At 59.7% G+C, this 15041-nt stretch carries 17 protein-coding genes; 15 read left to right on the top strand and 2 right to left on the bottom strand.

What is annotated here, in order from left to right:
* Nucleotides 1-50 precede the first annotated feature (50 nt).
* The 12 genes from OG897_RS16350 (at nucleotide 51) to OG897_RS16305 (ending at nucleotide 11109) form a co-directional block, all read left to right on the top strand.
* Entirely contained in the window at nucleotides 51-1661 is a 1611-nt protein-coding gene (locus OG897_RS16350) for a recombinase family protein (RefSeq protein WP_266657481.1), read from the top strand.
* Nucleotides 1662-1802: 141 nt separating this feature from the next.
* Nucleotides 1803-2186, top strand: a complete 384-nt coding sequence (locus tag OG897_RS16345) for a hypothetical protein (protein WP_266657479.1) — start codon at nucleotides 1803-1805, stop codon at nucleotides 2184-2186.
* A gap of 280 nt (nucleotides 2187-2466) precedes the next feature.
* Nucleotides 2467-3087: a hypothetical protein gene (locus tag OG897_RS16340; RefSeq protein ID WP_266657477.1), complete on the top strand. Its 621-nt coding sequence runs from the start codon at nucleotides 2467-2469 to the stop codon at nucleotides 3085-3087.
* Between the two features lie 697 nt (nucleotides 3088-3784).
* The gene (locus OG897_RS41025; protein ID WP_353963756.1) at nucleotides 3785-4066 is read left to right on the top strand and encodes a helix-turn-helix transcriptional regulator; all 282 of its coding nucleotides are present in this window, start codon (nucleotides 3785-3787) and stop codon (nucleotides 4064-4066) included.
* Nucleotides 4047-4334 carry a hypothetical protein gene (locus OG897_RS16335; protein WP_266657475.1) on the top strand — a complete coding sequence of 96 codons (288 nt, stop codon included), beginning with the start codon at nucleotides 4047-4049 and terminating at the stop codon, nucleotides 4332-4334. The genes OG897_RS41025 and OG897_RS16335 overlap by 20 nt, the downstream gene beginning before the upstream one ends.
* 3 nt (nucleotides 4335-4337) lie before the next feature.
* Nucleotides 4338-4715: a hypothetical protein gene (locus tag OG897_RS16330; protein ID WP_266657473.1), complete on the top strand. Its 378-nt coding sequence runs from the start codon at nucleotides 4338-4340 to the stop codon at nucleotides 4713-4715.
* A gap of 87 nt (nucleotides 4716-4802) precedes the next feature.
* Nucleotides 4803-5678, top strand: coding sequence for a phage major capsid protein (locus OG897_RS16325; RefSeq protein WP_266657471.1), 876 nt, complete (start codon nucleotides 4803-4805; stop codon nucleotides 5676-5678).
* Between the two features lie 60 nt (nucleotides 5679-5738).
* Nucleotides 5739-6218 (top strand): hypothetical protein, encoded by a 480-nt coding sequence (locus OG897_RS16320; RefSeq protein ID WP_266657469.1) that lies wholly within the window; start codon nucleotides 5739-5741, stop codon nucleotides 6216-6218.
* Nucleotides 6218-6538 (top strand): HNH endonuclease, encoded by a 321-nt coding sequence (locus OG897_RS41020; protein ID WP_353963755.1) that lies wholly within the window; start codon nucleotides 6218-6220, stop codon nucleotides 6536-6538. Before OG897_RS16320 ends, OG897_RS41020 begins: the two co-directional genes overlap by 1 nt.
* Nucleotides 6539-7892: 1354 nt before the next feature.
* Entirely contained in the window at nucleotides 7893-9077 is a 1185-nt protein-coding gene (locus OG897_RS16315; RefSeq protein ID WP_323188079.1) for a hypothetical protein, read from the top strand.
* A complete protein-coding gene (locus OG897_RS16310; protein ID WP_266657465.1) occupies nucleotides 9077-10441 on the top strand; it encodes a phage portal protein in 1365 nt (454 codons plus the stop codon). Before OG897_RS16315 ends, OG897_RS16310 begins: the two co-directional genes overlap by 1 nt.
* The gene (locus tag OG897_RS16305) at nucleotides 10441-11109 is read left to right on the top strand and encodes a hypothetical protein (protein WP_266657463.1); all 669 of its coding nucleotides are present in this window, start codon (nucleotides 10441-10443) and stop codon (nucleotides 11107-11109) included. The genes OG897_RS16310 and OG897_RS16305 overlap by 1 nt, the downstream gene beginning before the upstream one ends.
* A 209-nt stretch (nucleotides 11110-11318) precedes the next feature.
* Here the strand turns inward: OG897_RS16305 and OG897_RS16300 are convergent, their stop codons facing one another.
* Entirely contained in the window at nucleotides 11319-11519 is a 201-nt protein-coding gene (locus OG897_RS16300) for a hypothetical protein (RefSeq protein WP_266657462.1), read from the bottom strand.
* Nucleotides 11520-11644: 125 nt separating this feature from the next.
* On the opposite strand from OG897_RS16300, the gene OG897_RS16295 reads away from it, so the two are divergent.
* From OG897_RS16295 to OG897_RS16285, 3 genes are all read left to right on the top strand, one after another.
* Entirely contained in the window at nucleotides 11645-12367 is a 723-nt protein-coding gene (locus tag OG897_RS16295; RefSeq protein WP_266657460.1) for a GntR family transcriptional regulator, read from the top strand.
* A gap of 195 nt (nucleotides 12368-12562) precedes the next feature.
* Nucleotides 12563-13675: a bile acid:sodium symporter family protein gene (locus tag OG897_RS16290; protein ID WP_266657458.1), complete on the top strand. Its 1113-nt coding sequence runs from the start codon at nucleotides 12563-12565 to the stop codon at nucleotides 13673-13675.
* Complete coding sequence (locus OG897_RS16285) at nucleotides 13672-14076, top strand: (2Fe-2S) ferredoxin domain-containing protein (protein WP_266657456.1); 405 nt, start codon at nucleotides 13672-13674, stop codon at nucleotides 14074-14076. Before OG897_RS16290 ends, OG897_RS16285 begins: the two co-directional genes overlap by 4 nt.
* A gap of 69 nt (nucleotides 14077-14145) precedes the next feature.
* Here OG897_RS16285 and fdhD read toward each other — a convergent pair whose 3' ends face one another.
* On the bottom strand, nucleotides 14146-14976 hold the full coding sequence (gene fdhD / locus OG897_RS16280; RefSeq protein WP_266657454.1) for a formate dehydrogenase accessory sulfurtransferase FdhD: 831 nt from the start codon (nucleotides 14974-14976) through the stop codon (nucleotides 14146-14148).
* Nucleotides 14977-15041: the final 65 nt, after the last annotated feature.

Raw genomic sequence — 15041 nt, 5'->3', positions numbered from 1 at the left:
AACGATCCTCCCGAGAGGCGGGGGGACGGTAGCGGAGGGAAGATCGGCTGATGAGCCAGGTTCGTCTACTGGGAGCACTGCGCGAATCGAAGAAGCGGGAGTGGTCCGACTCGTTTGAGGGGCAGGAAGCTGACGTAGTCAGTGCTGCCCGGAGGGTTGACGGGACCCTCGTTCACTTCACTCGTGACCGTGATGTGTCCGGCCGTGAGGTGCCGCTGTTCAAGCGGCCACAGCTTAAGAAGTGGTTGGACAAGCCGCGCTCTTATGACGGCATCACTGTGCAGTCAATGTCTCGCCTTACTCGGCGTCCGGCAGACATCTACCTCTTTCTTGAGTGGTGCGATGAACACGGCAAGTTCCTCGTAACCCACAAAGAGAGCATTGATACCCGCACCGAGGGTGGGCGACGTATGGCGGAGCTGTTCGCCATGGTCGCGTCTTGGGAGTGGGACGAGATCCAGGCGCGGACTAAGAGCAGTTCCGACCGGGCGCGTGAGGCGGGCCGCTGGCATGGCGGCATGGTCCCTTACGGGTATCGAGTCGTTGGGTCTAAAGGCAACTGGTCATTGGTGCCTAACGACATTCCTACGTTCTGCACTGTCACGCCTAAGCGTGAGTGGACTGAAGTACAAGTCATCTTGGATCTGATGATTCCGTGGTTCCTGTTCGGCGACAGTAAGGCCCTGTCCGGGGACAAGTACCGGGGTCGGGTGGGTGAGGGTTGGTCTTACAACCGAATCTCTGAAGAGCTGCACGCAATGGGCGTGCCTACCTCTCGCGGGTTTGGTCTGTGGACTAACACGACCGTGCGGAAGATTCTTACCTCGCGGATCAATCTGTTGGGTGAGGACAAGGACGGGCGTGTTCGTGCTGCTGCACTGATTAAGCCTGCACTGTTTCAGCAGATCCAGCGGGAAGCGGAGACCCGTACGAAGGGGCCCCGCGAGAAGCCTGTGAGGCGGAACGCTAACCCTCTGGCTAAGTGCATTGAGTGTCAGGTGTGCCGTAGGGGCATCTATTACATGGCGCGGCCTGATTACAAGGACGGGACTCCGCACCTTGGGATTTTCCACTGTTCCACTACCGGTTGCCCGGTAAAGACCATTGCGGGCAAGGAAGTGTTTGGCGCGGTGAATAAGAACATCCTGCTGTGGTTCATGGATGAGCCCCGTTATGTGAAGAAGGTTGAACCTGGTATCGACCACACTGCGGAGATTGAAGACGCAAAGAAGCGCATGGCGCGTCTGCGTCGGCAGGATGAAAACGGGGACTGGGAAGATGACCCGGACGGTTACCGTCGCCGTATGAATGAGCTGCGAGCGTCGGTTAAGAAGTTCGAGAAGAACCCTGTGGTTCCGGACAAGGTCACCTATGAACCGACGGGGGAAGTGTTCGGAGAGGTGTGGTCCAAGTGGTCTTGGCATGAGCGTGGGGCGGAGCTGCGCGCCAACGGTGTGACAGTCCTGGTGGGCCGGAACCGTCATGTGTCGTTCGAGTTCAACGGGCATGAGGCAGACACCCTTGAAGCCCTGTTCGCTGGCATTGATGAGCCGGGAGCAGTACAGGAGGACGTGCCGGTTTGGTTGGTCCGGGCGCTCGCAAAGCGGCGTGACGTCGATGACACGCAAGATAAGGACGAAGGTCCCGACACTGCGGTCTGACCTGCATTGATGTGCTGTAACGAGGGGTCAGCTCGTAAGGCTGACCCTTCTTACGTTTGGTTAAGCCCTGGTTCTTATGTCTTAATGCTGGGGCAGGGCGACGACGGGTCGCCCCGGAGCGAGGGACACACGATGACGGACATGCTGAACATCAAGCGCGTGGCGACGATGACGATCGCTGGCAAGACGTACAGCGGTGAGCTGCCCGACGACGACAAGGTGACTAAGGAACTGGTGGACGCTGGCAAGGCGTACAGCGCAGCCCTGGAGCGCCTTAACAAGGCCATTGAGGCCGCTGGACTGACCGAGGAGACTCCTGCCCCTTCGGTTACTGCTCAGGTCGTCAGGCAGCCGCGTACGGCCTCCAAGGGTGGAGCCAAGAAGACTCCTTCCGGTGAGTGGGGTAAGGCACTGGAGTGGGCACGGGAGACCGGTTTCGACAACGGCGGTAAGGACATTCCCACGAAGGGAAACCCTGGCAAGCTCATCCTTGACGCTTACCGGGAGACCCAGGGAAAAGCGTAACGCTCACTCCCTCGCAAGCTAAGACGCTGCGAACCCTCGCGGATGCTGGGGGTGAGATGAACGGTTACCGCGCACAACCGGGATTCAACCTGAACTCTCTAGAGCGTCTGGAGAAAGAAGGGTTTGTCGAATCCCTGGGTACTACGCGAACCCCAGACGGTAAGGACTTTCTAACGTACCTCCGTCGACGCATCACAGATGCGGGCCTTAAGTGGCTGGAAGATAATTGAGATAGGCCCCGGCGTTATGCCGGGGCTTTCTTACTGACAAGGAGAGAGTAATGGCTAACAACGAAGAGATTCTTCTTAAGGTCCTGGTGGGCCATGCTGCCGGTGACGGCACTGTTCAGGTTGGGTCTATGACTGACCTTGACCGGCTGGCCGGACTGGAGCCAGACGATACGACTCGTGCTCTTAAGGCACTCATCAAGGCAGGCAAGGTTAAGAAGAGTAAGAACCGTCTCGTGCTCACATCCGTGCCGGTAGCTGAGGAGCCCGTAACGGCCTGCTGTGAGGTCCCGCTAGTCGAGAAGACGCATGCGCCGGGGTGTGAGGCTGATAGGCCCGTACAGGCGAAGCAGGAGACTTCCACGCCTCCGGCTGGCGGGAACATCATCAAGGGTTGGACCCTCGCGCTGGCAGGCTCCAAGCTCACTGCATCCGAGAAGGTTCTCGGCATGGTCATAGCGCAGCACGCCGACTACCGGGTCGGCAGGGTGTTCATTGGATCTGAACGGCTGGCGGAGATCCTGGGAGCAGATGAAGACAAGATCAAGAACAGTGAGCGGAAGGTCAAGGAGCGCCGTAAGAAGCTGAAGGCACATGGTTGGTTGGTCGATACCGGCGAACGTCGGGGTCAGTCTGTGGTCTATCAGCTCACGATTCCTAGGGTGCCCAATTGAGGCACGGTGCCTAATCCAGGTCATCTAGGGTGCCCATTTTGAACATCTAGGGTGCCTGTTTTAGACACCTAGGGTGCCCAGATTAGGCACCCGTACATACAAAGGAACCTACAAAGGTTCCTATTAGTACATAGACAGAAGCTAAGGCCCCGGTGAGAAGCCGGGGCTTTCTTCATGTTCAAGACCTGTAGCGACCTGAAGGTCGTGTTCGTATGTATGACCTGACCTAGGTCGACACGTCGTGTCTCCCGTAACCAATCTTTATGACCTGCATCACAGTACGTACCTGAGGGGGCCTTTACGGCCCTACATATATGGGGCGCGGAAAGTTCTTCCGCTGACGCGTCCCGCAACCCCTCGTTGAGACCCTACTTAATAGTGGGGAGACCTTATAGCTCTGGTTGGTACGTATCAAGGTTCGATTCCTTGTTAGAGCGCGGGTCCCGTAAAGATGCGGGACCTTACATGAAGAGATGTCCTTGCTGATAAGGACTGCTTCTTCTTCGTTGTGAAACGCTAAAGGCAAGCGTTGTAGGGGGCGGCGCGAGACTGCCGCGTTCTGAATCGAGTGTTAGCCACACTCTCCTTGTAGAAGATAAACAGAAAGACCCCGCTCGCTGGGAAGCGCCGGGGTCATCTTCTTTTTCAACACTGACTCTACTTGAGTAGGGTCCTGACCTTCCCGGAAGGGAGAACCATGAACACCAAAGGAAACCTAATCCGCTCTCACCGGGAGCGTAAGGACTGGACTCAAGCAAGGCTCGCTTACTTCATGGGCGTAAGCCCGCAGGCTGTAGGTCTTTGGGAGAACGGCCGTCGGCAGATGACCGATGGGCATTGGGGCTCTGCCTGCTATCTGCTGAAGATTCCTATGAATGACGCTTTGAGCGTCTGCACAACCAATTCTGAGAAGCGACATGTTCTTGTCGCGTACACCGTTGCCTTTAAGGAGCTGGACAATGACGACTGCCGAGACTAACGAGACTGAAGAGACCGTTGAGATTGAGGCCGGGGACGAAACCCCGGAGGAGACTCCTGCCCCCGTTGCCGACAAGGGCCCGTCGGCTGAGGAGTACCGGGCGACGCTGGCGGAACTGGCCGACCTGCGTGCTGCGGTCGAGAAGCTGTCTGTACGGCCTGCTGTGCCCCTGAACGCTGGTGAGAGTGTCTCGGGTCTCGGAGCTGTCCCAAAGGACGTGAGGGAGCCGTCTGTGGCTGATCTGCTCCGTTCCTCGCTGGGGCGGTAAGCCATGGCGAACATGACCCGGAACCTTGTGGACCACCTGACGGAGGTATTCGACGGACGCATTGATGTGGTCCGGAAGATGCCGTCTGAAGTCTCCGGCCTTGACCTTTCCACTCCTCTCCTTTTCGTGAAGATGGTTGGGGGTGACACAACAAATAACCGTGTCCTCCTGGAGCGCCGTACGTTCGCGCTCAATCTCTTTGCGGAGGACTACGACGCTGCTGATGATGCTTACCATCTGATGGAATCCACGATGTATGGCATCGGGGGTAATGCAAAGCTGATCCTTGGCCCGTACGAGATTGCTGCCAAGGGTGAAGAGAGCGACTTTGACGACGTTGTGCGGTACGGGTCGTCTTGGACTCTCACCGACTACAGGTAACGATGTGGTGGACAGTATCCACCACATCTACTAACTACTTCCCCCGGCCAAACGGTCCGGGGGTTTTTCTATGAAAGGAGCCATCCCATGGCTACTGTTCCCGCTAACACGCAGAACCGACAGGGCGAGCTTTCGGAGCTGACTTTCGAGCAGCGTCTCGCGAAGATCCTGCATGACCAGATCACTACCGGTTCTTCTTTCCTCTCGGCTTTCGACACCGAGACCATTTCGGCTCAGTCCATGAAGGTTCTCGTTGGTACCGGTGAGGGCCGCGCGGCCGTCGTCGGTGAGCTGGACGAAATCCCGGTTGGTAAGGACGACGTTTCCGAGGTGGATGTCGAGCCGGTTAAGTACGGCAAGATGCGTGTCCTTTCCTCGGAGCTTATTGACGACTCTAACCCGAACGCGATCTCTCGTGCGACTGCCAAGCTTGCCGGTGAGATTTACCGGGGTATTGATGATGACTTCCTTAACGCCCCGACTCAGACTGACAAGAACAAGAAGGCTTGCACTGGCATTCTCCAGGGCCTCACCGCCAAGGGTGAGGTTAAGGACAACCTTGATGCAGTCATGGACGCTAAGGCGGAGATTGCGGACGCTGAGGGTTCGGCGTCGCTGTTTATCGTTCACCCCCTGTCTGCTGCGGAGATGCGTAAGACCAAGGTGAAGCTTGCCGACAAGACGGAGGGAAACACCTACCTGCTTTCGGGTAACGACTTTGCCGACGGCCTTACCGTCATCGAGTCCAAGTTCATGCCCCAGGGCAAGGCTCTTATTGCCGACCGTACTGCGGTCACTGCTGTTATCCGCAAGACCATGGACATTAAGACTGATGCTTCCCGGTACTTCGAGAATGACGCCGTTGCCGTGCGTGGCCTGTTCCGTGCCGCTTGGATCATTACCGCTAAGGACAAGATGCGCCTTATCACCGTGCCTAAGAAGAAGGCCGACGAGGCCAAGTAAGACCCGCTGTTGTTTGGGGCACCCCTTCCGGGGGGTGCCCCTTTCTTGTTTGGAGTACCTATGAACTCAATCGACTTTGACCGGCTGCAAAGCCTGGAGGATGCGCAGAAGGACCCCACTCCTGCGGGGCCTGGAGTCCCCGTTGAACTCTGGGGAGACATCGCATTCCGTGCCCTGCACCCCGACATGGCCGACAGGCACGAATTCAGGGATGCCCTGCGTGTGGCGAATTCCCTGGTCCGCAGTGAGGCCGGGGGCATCGAGTGGCAGGAGCTTGCCGACAAGACCGTGCCCACCCTCGTAACGAGCGGGCAGGCTCTTACCCCGGATCAGGTTAGGACCCTCGGAATCGTCGTTGACCGCCTCGCTTTCCGTGCCCTGGATAACCCCTCTGGTGTAACCCAGGAGACTGCCGGAGATGCCTCGTACACCCAATCCCCCTCCCAGGGGATGGGCCTGCGTCTAACCGCGAATGAGCGCCGTGAAATACGCCGGGCTGCTGGTCTTTCTCGTACCCGCACCCTGTATGTGAGCGCGTAATGAGTTGGTCCCCTAACCGGAGAATCCCCGGCCCTGGATATGACCGCATACGTCGCGCTGTACTCGCCCGGGACAATTACACCTGCGTCATCTGTTATGCCGCTGGCACTGATGTTGACCACATCATTCCCGTAACCCAGGGGGGCATTGATGACCCCGTGAATCTGCGAACCCTCTGTTCCCCATGTCACCGGGTCAAGAGTGAACGGGAGCGTATCGCTGCATTGCCCCGCATCCATAAGCACCGACCCCGTGAGGAGAATCCCTACCTCTCGTCTCCTGGAAAGGAGTCTCGTTATGCCAATCACTCTCGCCCGTAGTCGGCTGCTGAAAACCCCTGTCACTGTCATATGGCCCACGAACGTAAAGGCCGGGGGCACATCTACTCATCCAAAGTTCGCACGCAAGTGGGAGCAGGATAAGGAGTCAGGTAACTGGAATGTTGATGCAGCACTGTCTAAGGCCACACGTGGACGTCTAAGCGCTTTGCGAAGCACTGATGAAGGTTGGTGGCTTAAGGATGACGCGAAGCTGTACGTGGCTCCTGGAGTGCTTGTGACACCAACAGATGAGACATCTGGAAAGAGCACATTGGTGCTTCCAAGGTTTGTTGTTCGTGTTGGTAATGACGTTCAGACATGGCAGATGAATGGTTCTGCTATGACCAATGTGGGACTGAGTGGATACGTGCATCACTTGACTATCAAGGTCAAGAGAATGGCTTAAGACATCAGTGTGCATAAGTGTGAGAGTTCATGTTGTTGAGCTTTATTAATTCATTCATTGATTACGTGCTGAAACACATTTCATATTCGTTCTAATCGTTTGTCTGCGTGTTGTGCGCTTACAGATGTGCAGAGCCGTTTCAACGGCTTCAAAGACTGGCATGCCCCTAGTAGTCCCCTAGATATGCCATTCCCGCCCCGAGGCGTCAAAGGCCGCCGGGCGCTGAGGACTTTTTTTCCGCGTAAGAACTCCCATTAACCCGTTTCTGTAAAGGAATTGGAGCCTGTTTGGAGGTAAAACAGTGTCGAATAAGAGCCCTTTTCGGGCTGATATCAACCGTGTGAAGAGGCGTATGAAGCGCCTCGATGATGACGTTAAGAGCCAGTCGACTTCTATGAATGAGGGTCCTGGTTCGTCTCGTATATCGAATCCTTTGCTTAAGGAGCTTATCGATTGTGAGACTGCGCTGCGCGGTTATTACAAGCTGGAGCAGACTTGGCTTAAGGAGAATGCTGCTAATGCTGTACCTGATTACAGTCCTGATGAAGAGGACTGGTCTTAATGATATGGGGGACGCTTCCTAAGGAGCGGCCTCGGTATTCTTTGGCTCCTTATGTTATTGGTTGGTGTCGTAAGGCTCTTATCCATCCTGAGACGGGTAAGCCGTGGGAGTTCACGCCGGGGCAGAAGGATTGGTTGTGGCATTGGTACAGCGTGGACGACCGAGGGGAGTGGTTGTGGCGCGAGGGTGTCTCAGGTGGGCCCAAGGGAGCCGGTAAGACGCCGTTCGCGGCTGCACTGTGCCTCGCTGAGTTCCTGGCCCCCGTGCGCTTCGCTGGGTGGCGTGCAGGGCGTCCGCTGGCTAAGCCGGTAGGCCCTAACGCATGGGTGCAGGTTGCTGCTGTCTCGCAGGAGCAGGGGCAGAACACGACTAAGACCATTCGCGGCATGTTGCCGCAGCGCACTGTTAAGGCTTACGGGCTGGACGTGTACGCCACCCGCATTAGCTACAAGGACAAGTCGAAGACTGGCGTAATCGTTCCTGTTACCGCCTCGGGTAAGAGCCAGGAAGGAAACTTCCCGAGCTTTGTTCTGTTTGATGAGATCCATCATTGGCATCAGGCAGAAGCTTTGGATCTGTACGAGACGATGTCTCGTAATGCTCTTAAGGTGCGCGCGCGCACTGTGGCTACTTCTAATGCTCACTGCCCGGGGCAGGGCTCTGTCATGGAGAACCTTTACGACAGGGTCGACGACGCTCTAAGGGAGAAGCGTCATACGTCGACGTTGTTTGCTATTAGGCAGGCTGCGCCGGACACGGACCTAGCTAACCCTGACAGTCTCCTCGCTGGCCTTAGGGAGGCGTACGAGGACGCCCCTTGGGCTCCCGTTGAAGACACTGCGCAGCGCTTTATGGAGGCTGCGATATCAGTATCGGACTTCCGCAGGTTCTTCCTGTCTCAGGTCGTTGATAACGGCGACAGGTGGGTTTCCCCGCTGTGGGTGGATGCAGTTATCTCGGAGATGAAGATAACTGACGGCGCAATGGTGACCCTCGGATTCGACGGGTCTAAGAAGTGGGATAGCTGTGCGCTCGTTGCCTGTGAGGTCATGACGGGCAAGGTTATGGAGGTGAAGGTTTGGGAGCGCCCTGCGGACCTCCCCAAGGATTCCGATTGGATGATGCCTTTTACCGAGATTGACCGTGTCATCGAAGAGACCTTTAGCCGGTTCCAGGTAGTCGGGTTCCTGGCGGACCCGATGCAGTGGGAGGGCTATTGCGATAAGTGGGCTGAGAAGTACCGCAAGCACCTGCGGGTTAAAGCCTCGGGTGGGCATTCGGTCCGGTTCTCGATGGGCACCAATCAGCGCCTGTTTATTCAGGCCGCTGAAGCTACGGCCGACGCTTTCGAGCGTGGGCATATTGAAGTGCATGGCAGCAAGCTCGCAGCGCATTGTAAGAACGCGATGCGGGAGGTTCGTAAGGAAGGCATCTTCCCTGCGAAGGAACACAAGTATTCGGCTAAGAAGGTCGATGCGGTTCACGCAATGGTTCTGGCCCGTGAAGGCAGGCGAAAGGCTATTGAAGCGAAGATTGCCCCGAGGGGGCGTGTGACAGTTAGGAGTCTGTAATGGCGTTTCTGGAAGATTTGATTAAGGCTAAGAGTAGTGATGAGCAGTACCTGAACAGGGTTCACGATTACATGCAGGGTAACCATCCGATGCCGTGGATTCCGTCGAAGCTGCAAGACCAGTTCCGTGCGGTCGCTAAGCGGGCTAAGACCAATTACATGCCTAAGGTTGTTGGCAGCATTGCCGAGAATCTGTCGGTGGTTGGTTACCGTGAGCCTCGTTCGGGGTCGGAGTCTCCGGCCTGGAAGCATTGGCGTAACAACGACATGTCTGATCAACAGGACATGGTGCACCGTGCAGCGCTCGCGTTTGGTGCTTCTTATGTGCTGGTCCTGCCGGGCGAGAATGGCCCGGTTGTGCAGGCATTCAGTCCGCTGGAGATGACCGCCGTTTACAACCGGCGCACGGACCGGTATCCGAAGGTTGCGGGTTTCCGGCGTGACCTTAACCAGGGCGGTATGGGTGGTGCTGCTGGCTACGGCGAACAGATCGTTGAATGGACTGTGCTTGACGCTGACAACGTTACCGTTTACCAGGGCCCTGCCGATGCGGGCGCGGAGGACTATAAGCAGGTGTCGTCTGTGGCACACGGTATGGGCATTGTTCCGGTAGTGCGCTTCGTTAACCAGATGCCTTACACCGACAAGGAACGTCCGGTGTCGGAGGTTGAACCCCTCTTCGATATTCAGGAGCGCATCACCGATATTACGATGGACGCTCTTACGGCTGGCCGGTACTCGGCTTACCGTCAGAAGTGGATTATGGGCGTCAAGCTCGATGACGCCGAACTCGATATGTCTCCTGCCTCGGTGCTGGCTTTTGAAGCTCAGGATGGTGAGGCTGAAGCGAAGATTGGCGAGTTCGCACAGACCACGATGGACGGCTATTTGAAGATGAAGGAGGACGCCGTTACCGACCTCGCGGTGTTGGCGTCTCTTCCGCTTCGCGAGCTTGCCCCTGATGTTCAGAACGTTTCCTCTGAAGCCATTAAGGCAGTGGACAAGGGGCAGCGCCTTAAGGTGCAGGACCGTAAGCGTTCGTTTGGTGAGGCTTGGATTCGTGTCCTGCGTCTGGCCGACCTGGCGTCGGGTAATTATGCGGCGTTTGATGAGAGCGATAAGTCTGATGTTGTTTGGCTTGACCCTGATCAGGATGCACTTACGGTAAATGTGGCGCAGGCTCTTTTGAATCTGGCGCAGGTTGGTTGTCCTCCGGAGCTTATGCCGGAACTCATTCCTGGTCTTACTCAGGAGCAGGTCGACACGTGGAAGGTGCATGCGCGCTCGGACCGTGTGCGCGAGAAGGCTGTTACGGATCGCATGTTCCAGAACCCTGACCAGTCCCTCATGGAAGAAGCGGCGTAATGGCCACCCTGGAGGGTGCGGCCCTTATCCGTGAGTTCAAAAGGTCTCAGACTCGCATTGGGCAGGAGGTTGCTAAGTCCTGGCAGGGTATTCCTCGTAAGGACAAGCACATGGTTGCGGCGGCGCGTAGGACGGCCGCTAAGTCCTCACTGAAGTTCGTTGATGACTTCAGTCGTCTGGAGACTGGTAACACTCTGACCCTTGACACTGTGGATGAGCTGGAGCAGATGTTGAACGCCATCGTTCAGGACAACATCGAAGATGACGTCAGGTCTTTGGGTCAGTCGGTTAAGACGGCCCTTGACGGGGGCCGGGAGATGACCGCAGCAGCTATCGACAGGGACCGGAGGGTTAAGGCTTGGCAGCGTGTGGCGTCGCCTAACGCCTGCGGTTTCTGTGCCCTGCTGGCTTCACGCGGTGCCGTTTACAAGTCGCGTAAGTCGGGGTCGCAGCTAACGTCTAGGTCTCGCTCGGTACGGTTTGGAGACGCTGGCGTTGGTGCCTCGTTCCACCCTTCATGCCGTTGTGTCATCGTGCCGTCGTACTCGAACGACGCCTACGTCGACGATATGGCCCGAGACTGGCTCATCATGTGGAAGCAGTCCGGGGGTTCTTTGGCGAAGTTCCGCAAGATGATTGCGGAGGAGCGAGGCACGAAGGTGCATTAGGGCATTAAGGAGCCCCACCAGCATCGGCGTCTGGTGGGGCGGTCCTTATCGGTCCTGGCGTTTGCATCGGGGGCATTGGCAGAGTGGCCACTGTGCCGACAGGAGGGGAGTCGGGGCGTCCTTACCCCTGATCTTCCTTGTCCGCCCCCATGTCTGGCCTGAGTCTCTGCTTACGCGGAGGGTCATCAGCGGGGGGTCTTTGGGTGTGGTCACTTCACCACCTCCGCGTGTGGGTGGTTTCTGATCTCCGTTGCTGCGTCGAAACGCTCCTCGTGGGTCTTGCCCTTGTCGAGTTGCTTGGCCAGTGCCGTGCACACTCCGCACCCCGGCGCAGGGGTGCAGCCGTACAAGTACGGATCGATGTCGAGCACTACCGGGGCTTCCTGCACTCCGTTGTGTCTGCTGATCATGGGGCCTCCCTCGCTCCCTGTGTACTAGTTCAGTCTCGGGAGTGTTAGAAGCACTCCGCAAGGGAAGTCAGTGCACTAGGGTGCTCAGCATCGCTACAGCTCAACTCTGGTGAGGGGAACGGCAGATGCCTGGAGAGAAGACGTTCACGAAGATCTCTGACCACTTCAGGCAGCGCATCATGTCGGGGGAGCTGGAGCCTGGTTCCAAACTGCCGACCAACCGGGACATCTGCGGTAGCTGGCAGACCTCTGCCGCAACTGTTAGCCGTGCGCTCCAGGCGCTCCAGGTGGAGGGATACATCAGGGCCACGCCCCGTGGCACGTTCGTTGAGGACAACCCCGTATGGACGTTGTCAGCAGCAGACAGGCTTGCCCGCGTCCAGCGGGTTAAGAGCTTCCTTGCCGACGGCGAGACAAGCCGTGTCACGGCAGCATCGCTTATGAAGCCGCCCCTGTACGTGGCGGACATCCTTGACCTAGAGCACGGCGACCAGGCCGTAAGGCGTGAGTACATCGCGGGCAGGGGGCAGACCCGAACCGTGTTCGCGGTCATGTGGTACCCCGCCCCGTTCGCGGCCCTGGTGCCCGACCTGCTGAACACCGCCCCCGGGCGGAACCACGGGCTGACGGCGAAGGTGCTGGAGGCTACGGGACGCAAGATCACCCATGCTCGGGACGACATGCACGCCAGGCACGCGGACGCGCGTGAGGCAAGCGCGCTGGGGCTTGAGATCGGTGCTCCGATCCTTGCGGGGGCGCACCGCTGGTCGGATGCGGAGGGAATCATCGAGTACGGGGAATGGTGCCTGCCCCCGCGCATGACGATCGGCTACGAGTACCAGCCGTGAGCTGGGGAAACGCCTGACCTAGACTGTTAGGGAAGGGGTACATGCGCGACGGCGAGGAAGGTCCGCAGATGCGTCGGCTCGTACATGCGCAGAAGGTACCGCTCCTCACCTCCCTCCCGTCATCGTGATCGGCGATGACAGTAAGCGCCGTATGCGGGTTTCCCGATCGATGGCGGCGGGGGGACGATGGCGTTCATGAGTCGCCCCAAGCTGCCCTCCTGGTTCCCGATCGACGGGTACGTCCTCACGCTGCTCACCACCGTCGTCGTGGCCACCTTCCTCCCCGCCACCGGCACGGCGTCCGAGGTGCTGGGACACGTGTCGACGGCGGCGATCGGGATCCTGTTCTTCCTGTACGGGGCGCGGCTGTCGACCGCCGACATGCTTCAGGGTCTCGCTCACTGGCGGCTGCACCTCACCGTGCTCGCCACCACCTTCGTGCTCTTCCCCCTGCTCGGACTCGCGGGTCGCGCCCTCGTCCCGCACGTCCTGGCACCCGAGCTCTACAACGGCTTCCTCTTCCTCTGCCTCGTGCCCTCGACCATCCAGTCGTCGATCACCTTCACCTCGATCGCGCGCGGAAACGTTCCTGCGGCCATCTGCGCGGGCTCCTTCTCCAGCATCGTCGGCATCTTCGCGACACCCCTGCTGGCGGCGCTCCTCATCAGTGGCGGCTCGGCGGGCTTCTCCGCCGACTCGCTGCTGAAGATCGCACTCCAGTTGTTGGCGCCGTTCCTCGCGGGGCAGCTCCTGCGCCGCTGGGTCGGCGGCTTCCTCGTACGCCACAAGAAGGTGCTCGGACACTTCGACCGCTCGTCGATCCTGCTCGTCGTGTACGCCGCGTTCAGCCTCGGTATGTCCGAGGGCATCTGGCGGCAGATATCCCCCGTCCGCCTCGGGATCCTGCTCGGCGTCGAGGCCGTACTGCTCGCGGTGATGCTGGCGCTCACCTGGTACGGGGCGAAGAAGCTCGGTTTCGAGCGGGCGGACCGGGTGGCGATCCAGTTCGCCGGGTCGAAGAAGAGCCTGGCGGCGGGACTGCCGATGGCGAGCGTCCTGTTCGGGGCGCACGCGAGCCTGGCGGTACTGCCTCTGATGCTCTACCACCAGATGCAGCTGATGGTGTGCGCGGTGATCGCACGAAGGCGCGGAAGGGACGTGCTGCCCGGGGACGCGGCGGACGCGCTGCCCGCAGGCACGGCGGACTCGGTGCCCATAGGCGCGGCGGGTGTGGCGCCCGAGGGAACGGCCGGGGAGCCGATGCCACCTGTCGCAGCCCCCGTCCCTGCTGGCAAGATCGACAAGTGACTTCAGCGATACGCACCTTCGGCAACCGCCCCTGCGCCCTCACCGTGTGCAGGGGCTGCTGCTGCGGCGACGCCCGCAAGAACCCCGGCACCGACCACGCGGGCCAGCTCCGCAGGATGCACGAGGCCGCCGCCGCGTCCTCCGGCCGCCTGGTCGTCCGTACGAGCGACTGCCTCGGACCCTGCGGACAGGCGAACGTCGTCGTCGTCCAGCCGTCCACCGAAGGGCGGCGCAGGGGAGGCCGCGCGGCCTGGGTCGGCTGGGCGCTCGACGACGACAGTACGGACGAGATCCTGGCCTGGGTCGCGGCGGGCGGACCCGGCATCGCGAAACCCCCGGCGACGCTGGAGCTCCAGTTCATCCCGGCCCCGGTGGAGACGCGTACCGTCAAGCGGCGTTGATACGGGGACGCGTACCGTCAAGCGGCGTTGATATGGAGGCCCGTACCGTCAAGCGGCCGTGACGCCCCGTTACGCAAGGACGACTCGCTCCTCACCCGCGTACACGTTCATGTCCGCCCCCCGCAGGAACCCGACCAGCGTCAGCCCCGTCTCCGCCGCCAGGTCCACGGCCAGCGACGACGGCGCGGAGACGGCGGCCAGGAAGGGTATCCCCGCCATCACGGCCTTCTGCGCCAGCTCGAACGACGCCCGCCCCGACACCAGCAGGACCGACCGCGACAACGGCAGTCGCCCCTCCGTCAGCGCCCGCCCCACCAGCTTGTCGACCGCGTTGTGCCGCCCCACGTCCTCCCGTACGTCGATCAGCTCGCCGGTGTCGGAGAAGAGGGCGGCGGCGTGCAGCCCGCCCGTCTTGTCGAACACCTGCTGCGCCTCGCGCAACCGGTCGGGCAGCGACGCGAGGAGTCCGGGCGTCACCCGCACCGGCGGCTCGTCGAGAATCGGGAACCGCGCCTGCGTACGCACCGCGTCCAGGCTCGCCTTGCCGCACAGCCCGCACGACGACGTCGTGTAGACGTTGCGCTCCAGCGTGATGTCCGGGACCGGCGTCCCGGGAACCAACCGCACGTCCACCACGTTGTACGTGTTGGATCCGTCCTCCTGGGCGCCCGCGCAGTAGACGATGTTCGCGACCTCCGCCCCGTCGCCGAGCACGCCCTCGCTGACCAGGAAGCCCGCGGCGAGCGCGAAGTCGTCGCCTGGCGTGCGCATCGTGATGGCCAGTGGCTTCCCGTTGAGCCTGATCTCCAACGGCTCCTCAGCGACGAGTGTGTCCGGACGTGCGGAGACGGCTGCGCCCCTGATGCGGATGACGCGACGGCGTGCGGTGACGCGGCCCATGGTGATCAGTCCTGCCCCGAGAGTGACGACGAGCGACCCACAGCGAGTGACGGTGCGCGCTCACG

The organism is Streptomyces sp. NBC_00237 (assembly GCF_026342435.1).
Classification (GTDB): domain Bacteria; phylum Actinomycetota; class Actinomycetes; order Streptomycetales; family Streptomycetaceae; genus Streptomyces.
Note: the sequence above shows the minus strand (reverse complement) of the source record. Positions and strands in the feature narration are given on the sequence as shown.

Excerpts from the sequence above, each read along its gene's own strand:
- OG897_RS41025 (WP_353963756.1), top strand. The coding sequence starts at position 3,785 with ATGAACACCAAAGGAAACCTAATCCGCTCTCACCGGGAGCGTAAGGAC.
- OG897_RS41020 (WP_353963755.1), top strand. The coding sequence starts at position 6,218 with ATGAGTTGGTCCCCTAACCGGAGAATCCCCGGCCCTGGATATGACCGC.
- OG897_RS16290 (WP_266657458.1), top strand. The coding sequence starts at position 12,563 with ATGAGTCGCCCCAAGCTGCCCTCCTGGTTCCCGATCGACGGGTACGTC.
- OG897_RS16340 (WP_266657477.1), top strand. The coding sequence starts at position 2,467 with ATGGCTAACAACGAAGAGATTCTTCTTAAGGTCCTGGTGGGCCATGCT.
- OG897_RS16345 (WP_266657479.1), top strand. The coding sequence starts at position 1,803 with ATGCTGAACATCAAGCGCGTGGCGACGATGACGATCGCTGGCAAGACG.
- OG897_RS16335 (WP_266657475.1), top strand. The coding sequence starts at position 4,047 with ATGACGACTGCCGAGACTAACGAGACTGAAGAGACCGTTGAGATTGAG.
- OG897_RS16325 (WP_266657471.1), top strand. The coding sequence starts at position 4,803 with ATGGCTACTGTTCCCGCTAACACGCAGAACCGACAGGGCGAGCTTTCG.
- OG897_RS16300 (WP_266657462.1), bottom strand. The coding sequence starts at position 11,519 with ATGATCAGCAGACACAACGGAGTGCAGGAAGCCCCGGTAGTGCTCGAC.
- OG897_RS16295 (WP_266657460.1), top strand. The coding sequence starts at position 11,645 with ATGCCTGGAGAGAAGACGTTCACGAAGATCTCTGACCACTTCAGGCAG.
- OG897_RS16350 (WP_266657481.1), top strand. The coding sequence starts at position 51 with ATGAGCCAGGTTCGTCTACTGGGAGCACTGCGCGAATCGAAGAAGCGG.
- OG897_RS16330 (WP_266657473.1), top strand. The coding sequence starts at position 4,338 with ATGGCGAACATGACCCGGAACCTTGTGGACCACCTGACGGAGGTATTC.
- fdhD (WP_266657454.1), bottom strand. The coding sequence starts at position 14,976 with ATGGGCCGCGTCACCGCACGCCGTCGCGTCATCCGCATCAGGGGCGCA.
- OG897_RS16310 (WP_266657465.1), top strand. The coding sequence starts at position 9,077 with ATGGCGTTTCTGGAAGATTTGATTAAGGCTAAGAGTAGTGATGAGCAG.
- OG897_RS16305 (WP_266657463.1), top strand. The coding sequence starts at position 10,441 with ATGGCCACCCTGGAGGGTGCGGCCCTTATCCGTGAGTTCAAAAGGTCT.
- OG897_RS16315 (WP_323188079.1), top strand. The coding sequence starts at position 7,893 with ATGTTGCCGCAGCGCACTGTTAAGGCTTACGGGCTGGACGTGTACGCC.
- OG897_RS16320 (WP_266657469.1), top strand. The coding sequence starts at position 5,739 with ATGAACTCAATCGACTTTGACCGGCTGCAAAGCCTGGAGGATGCGCAG.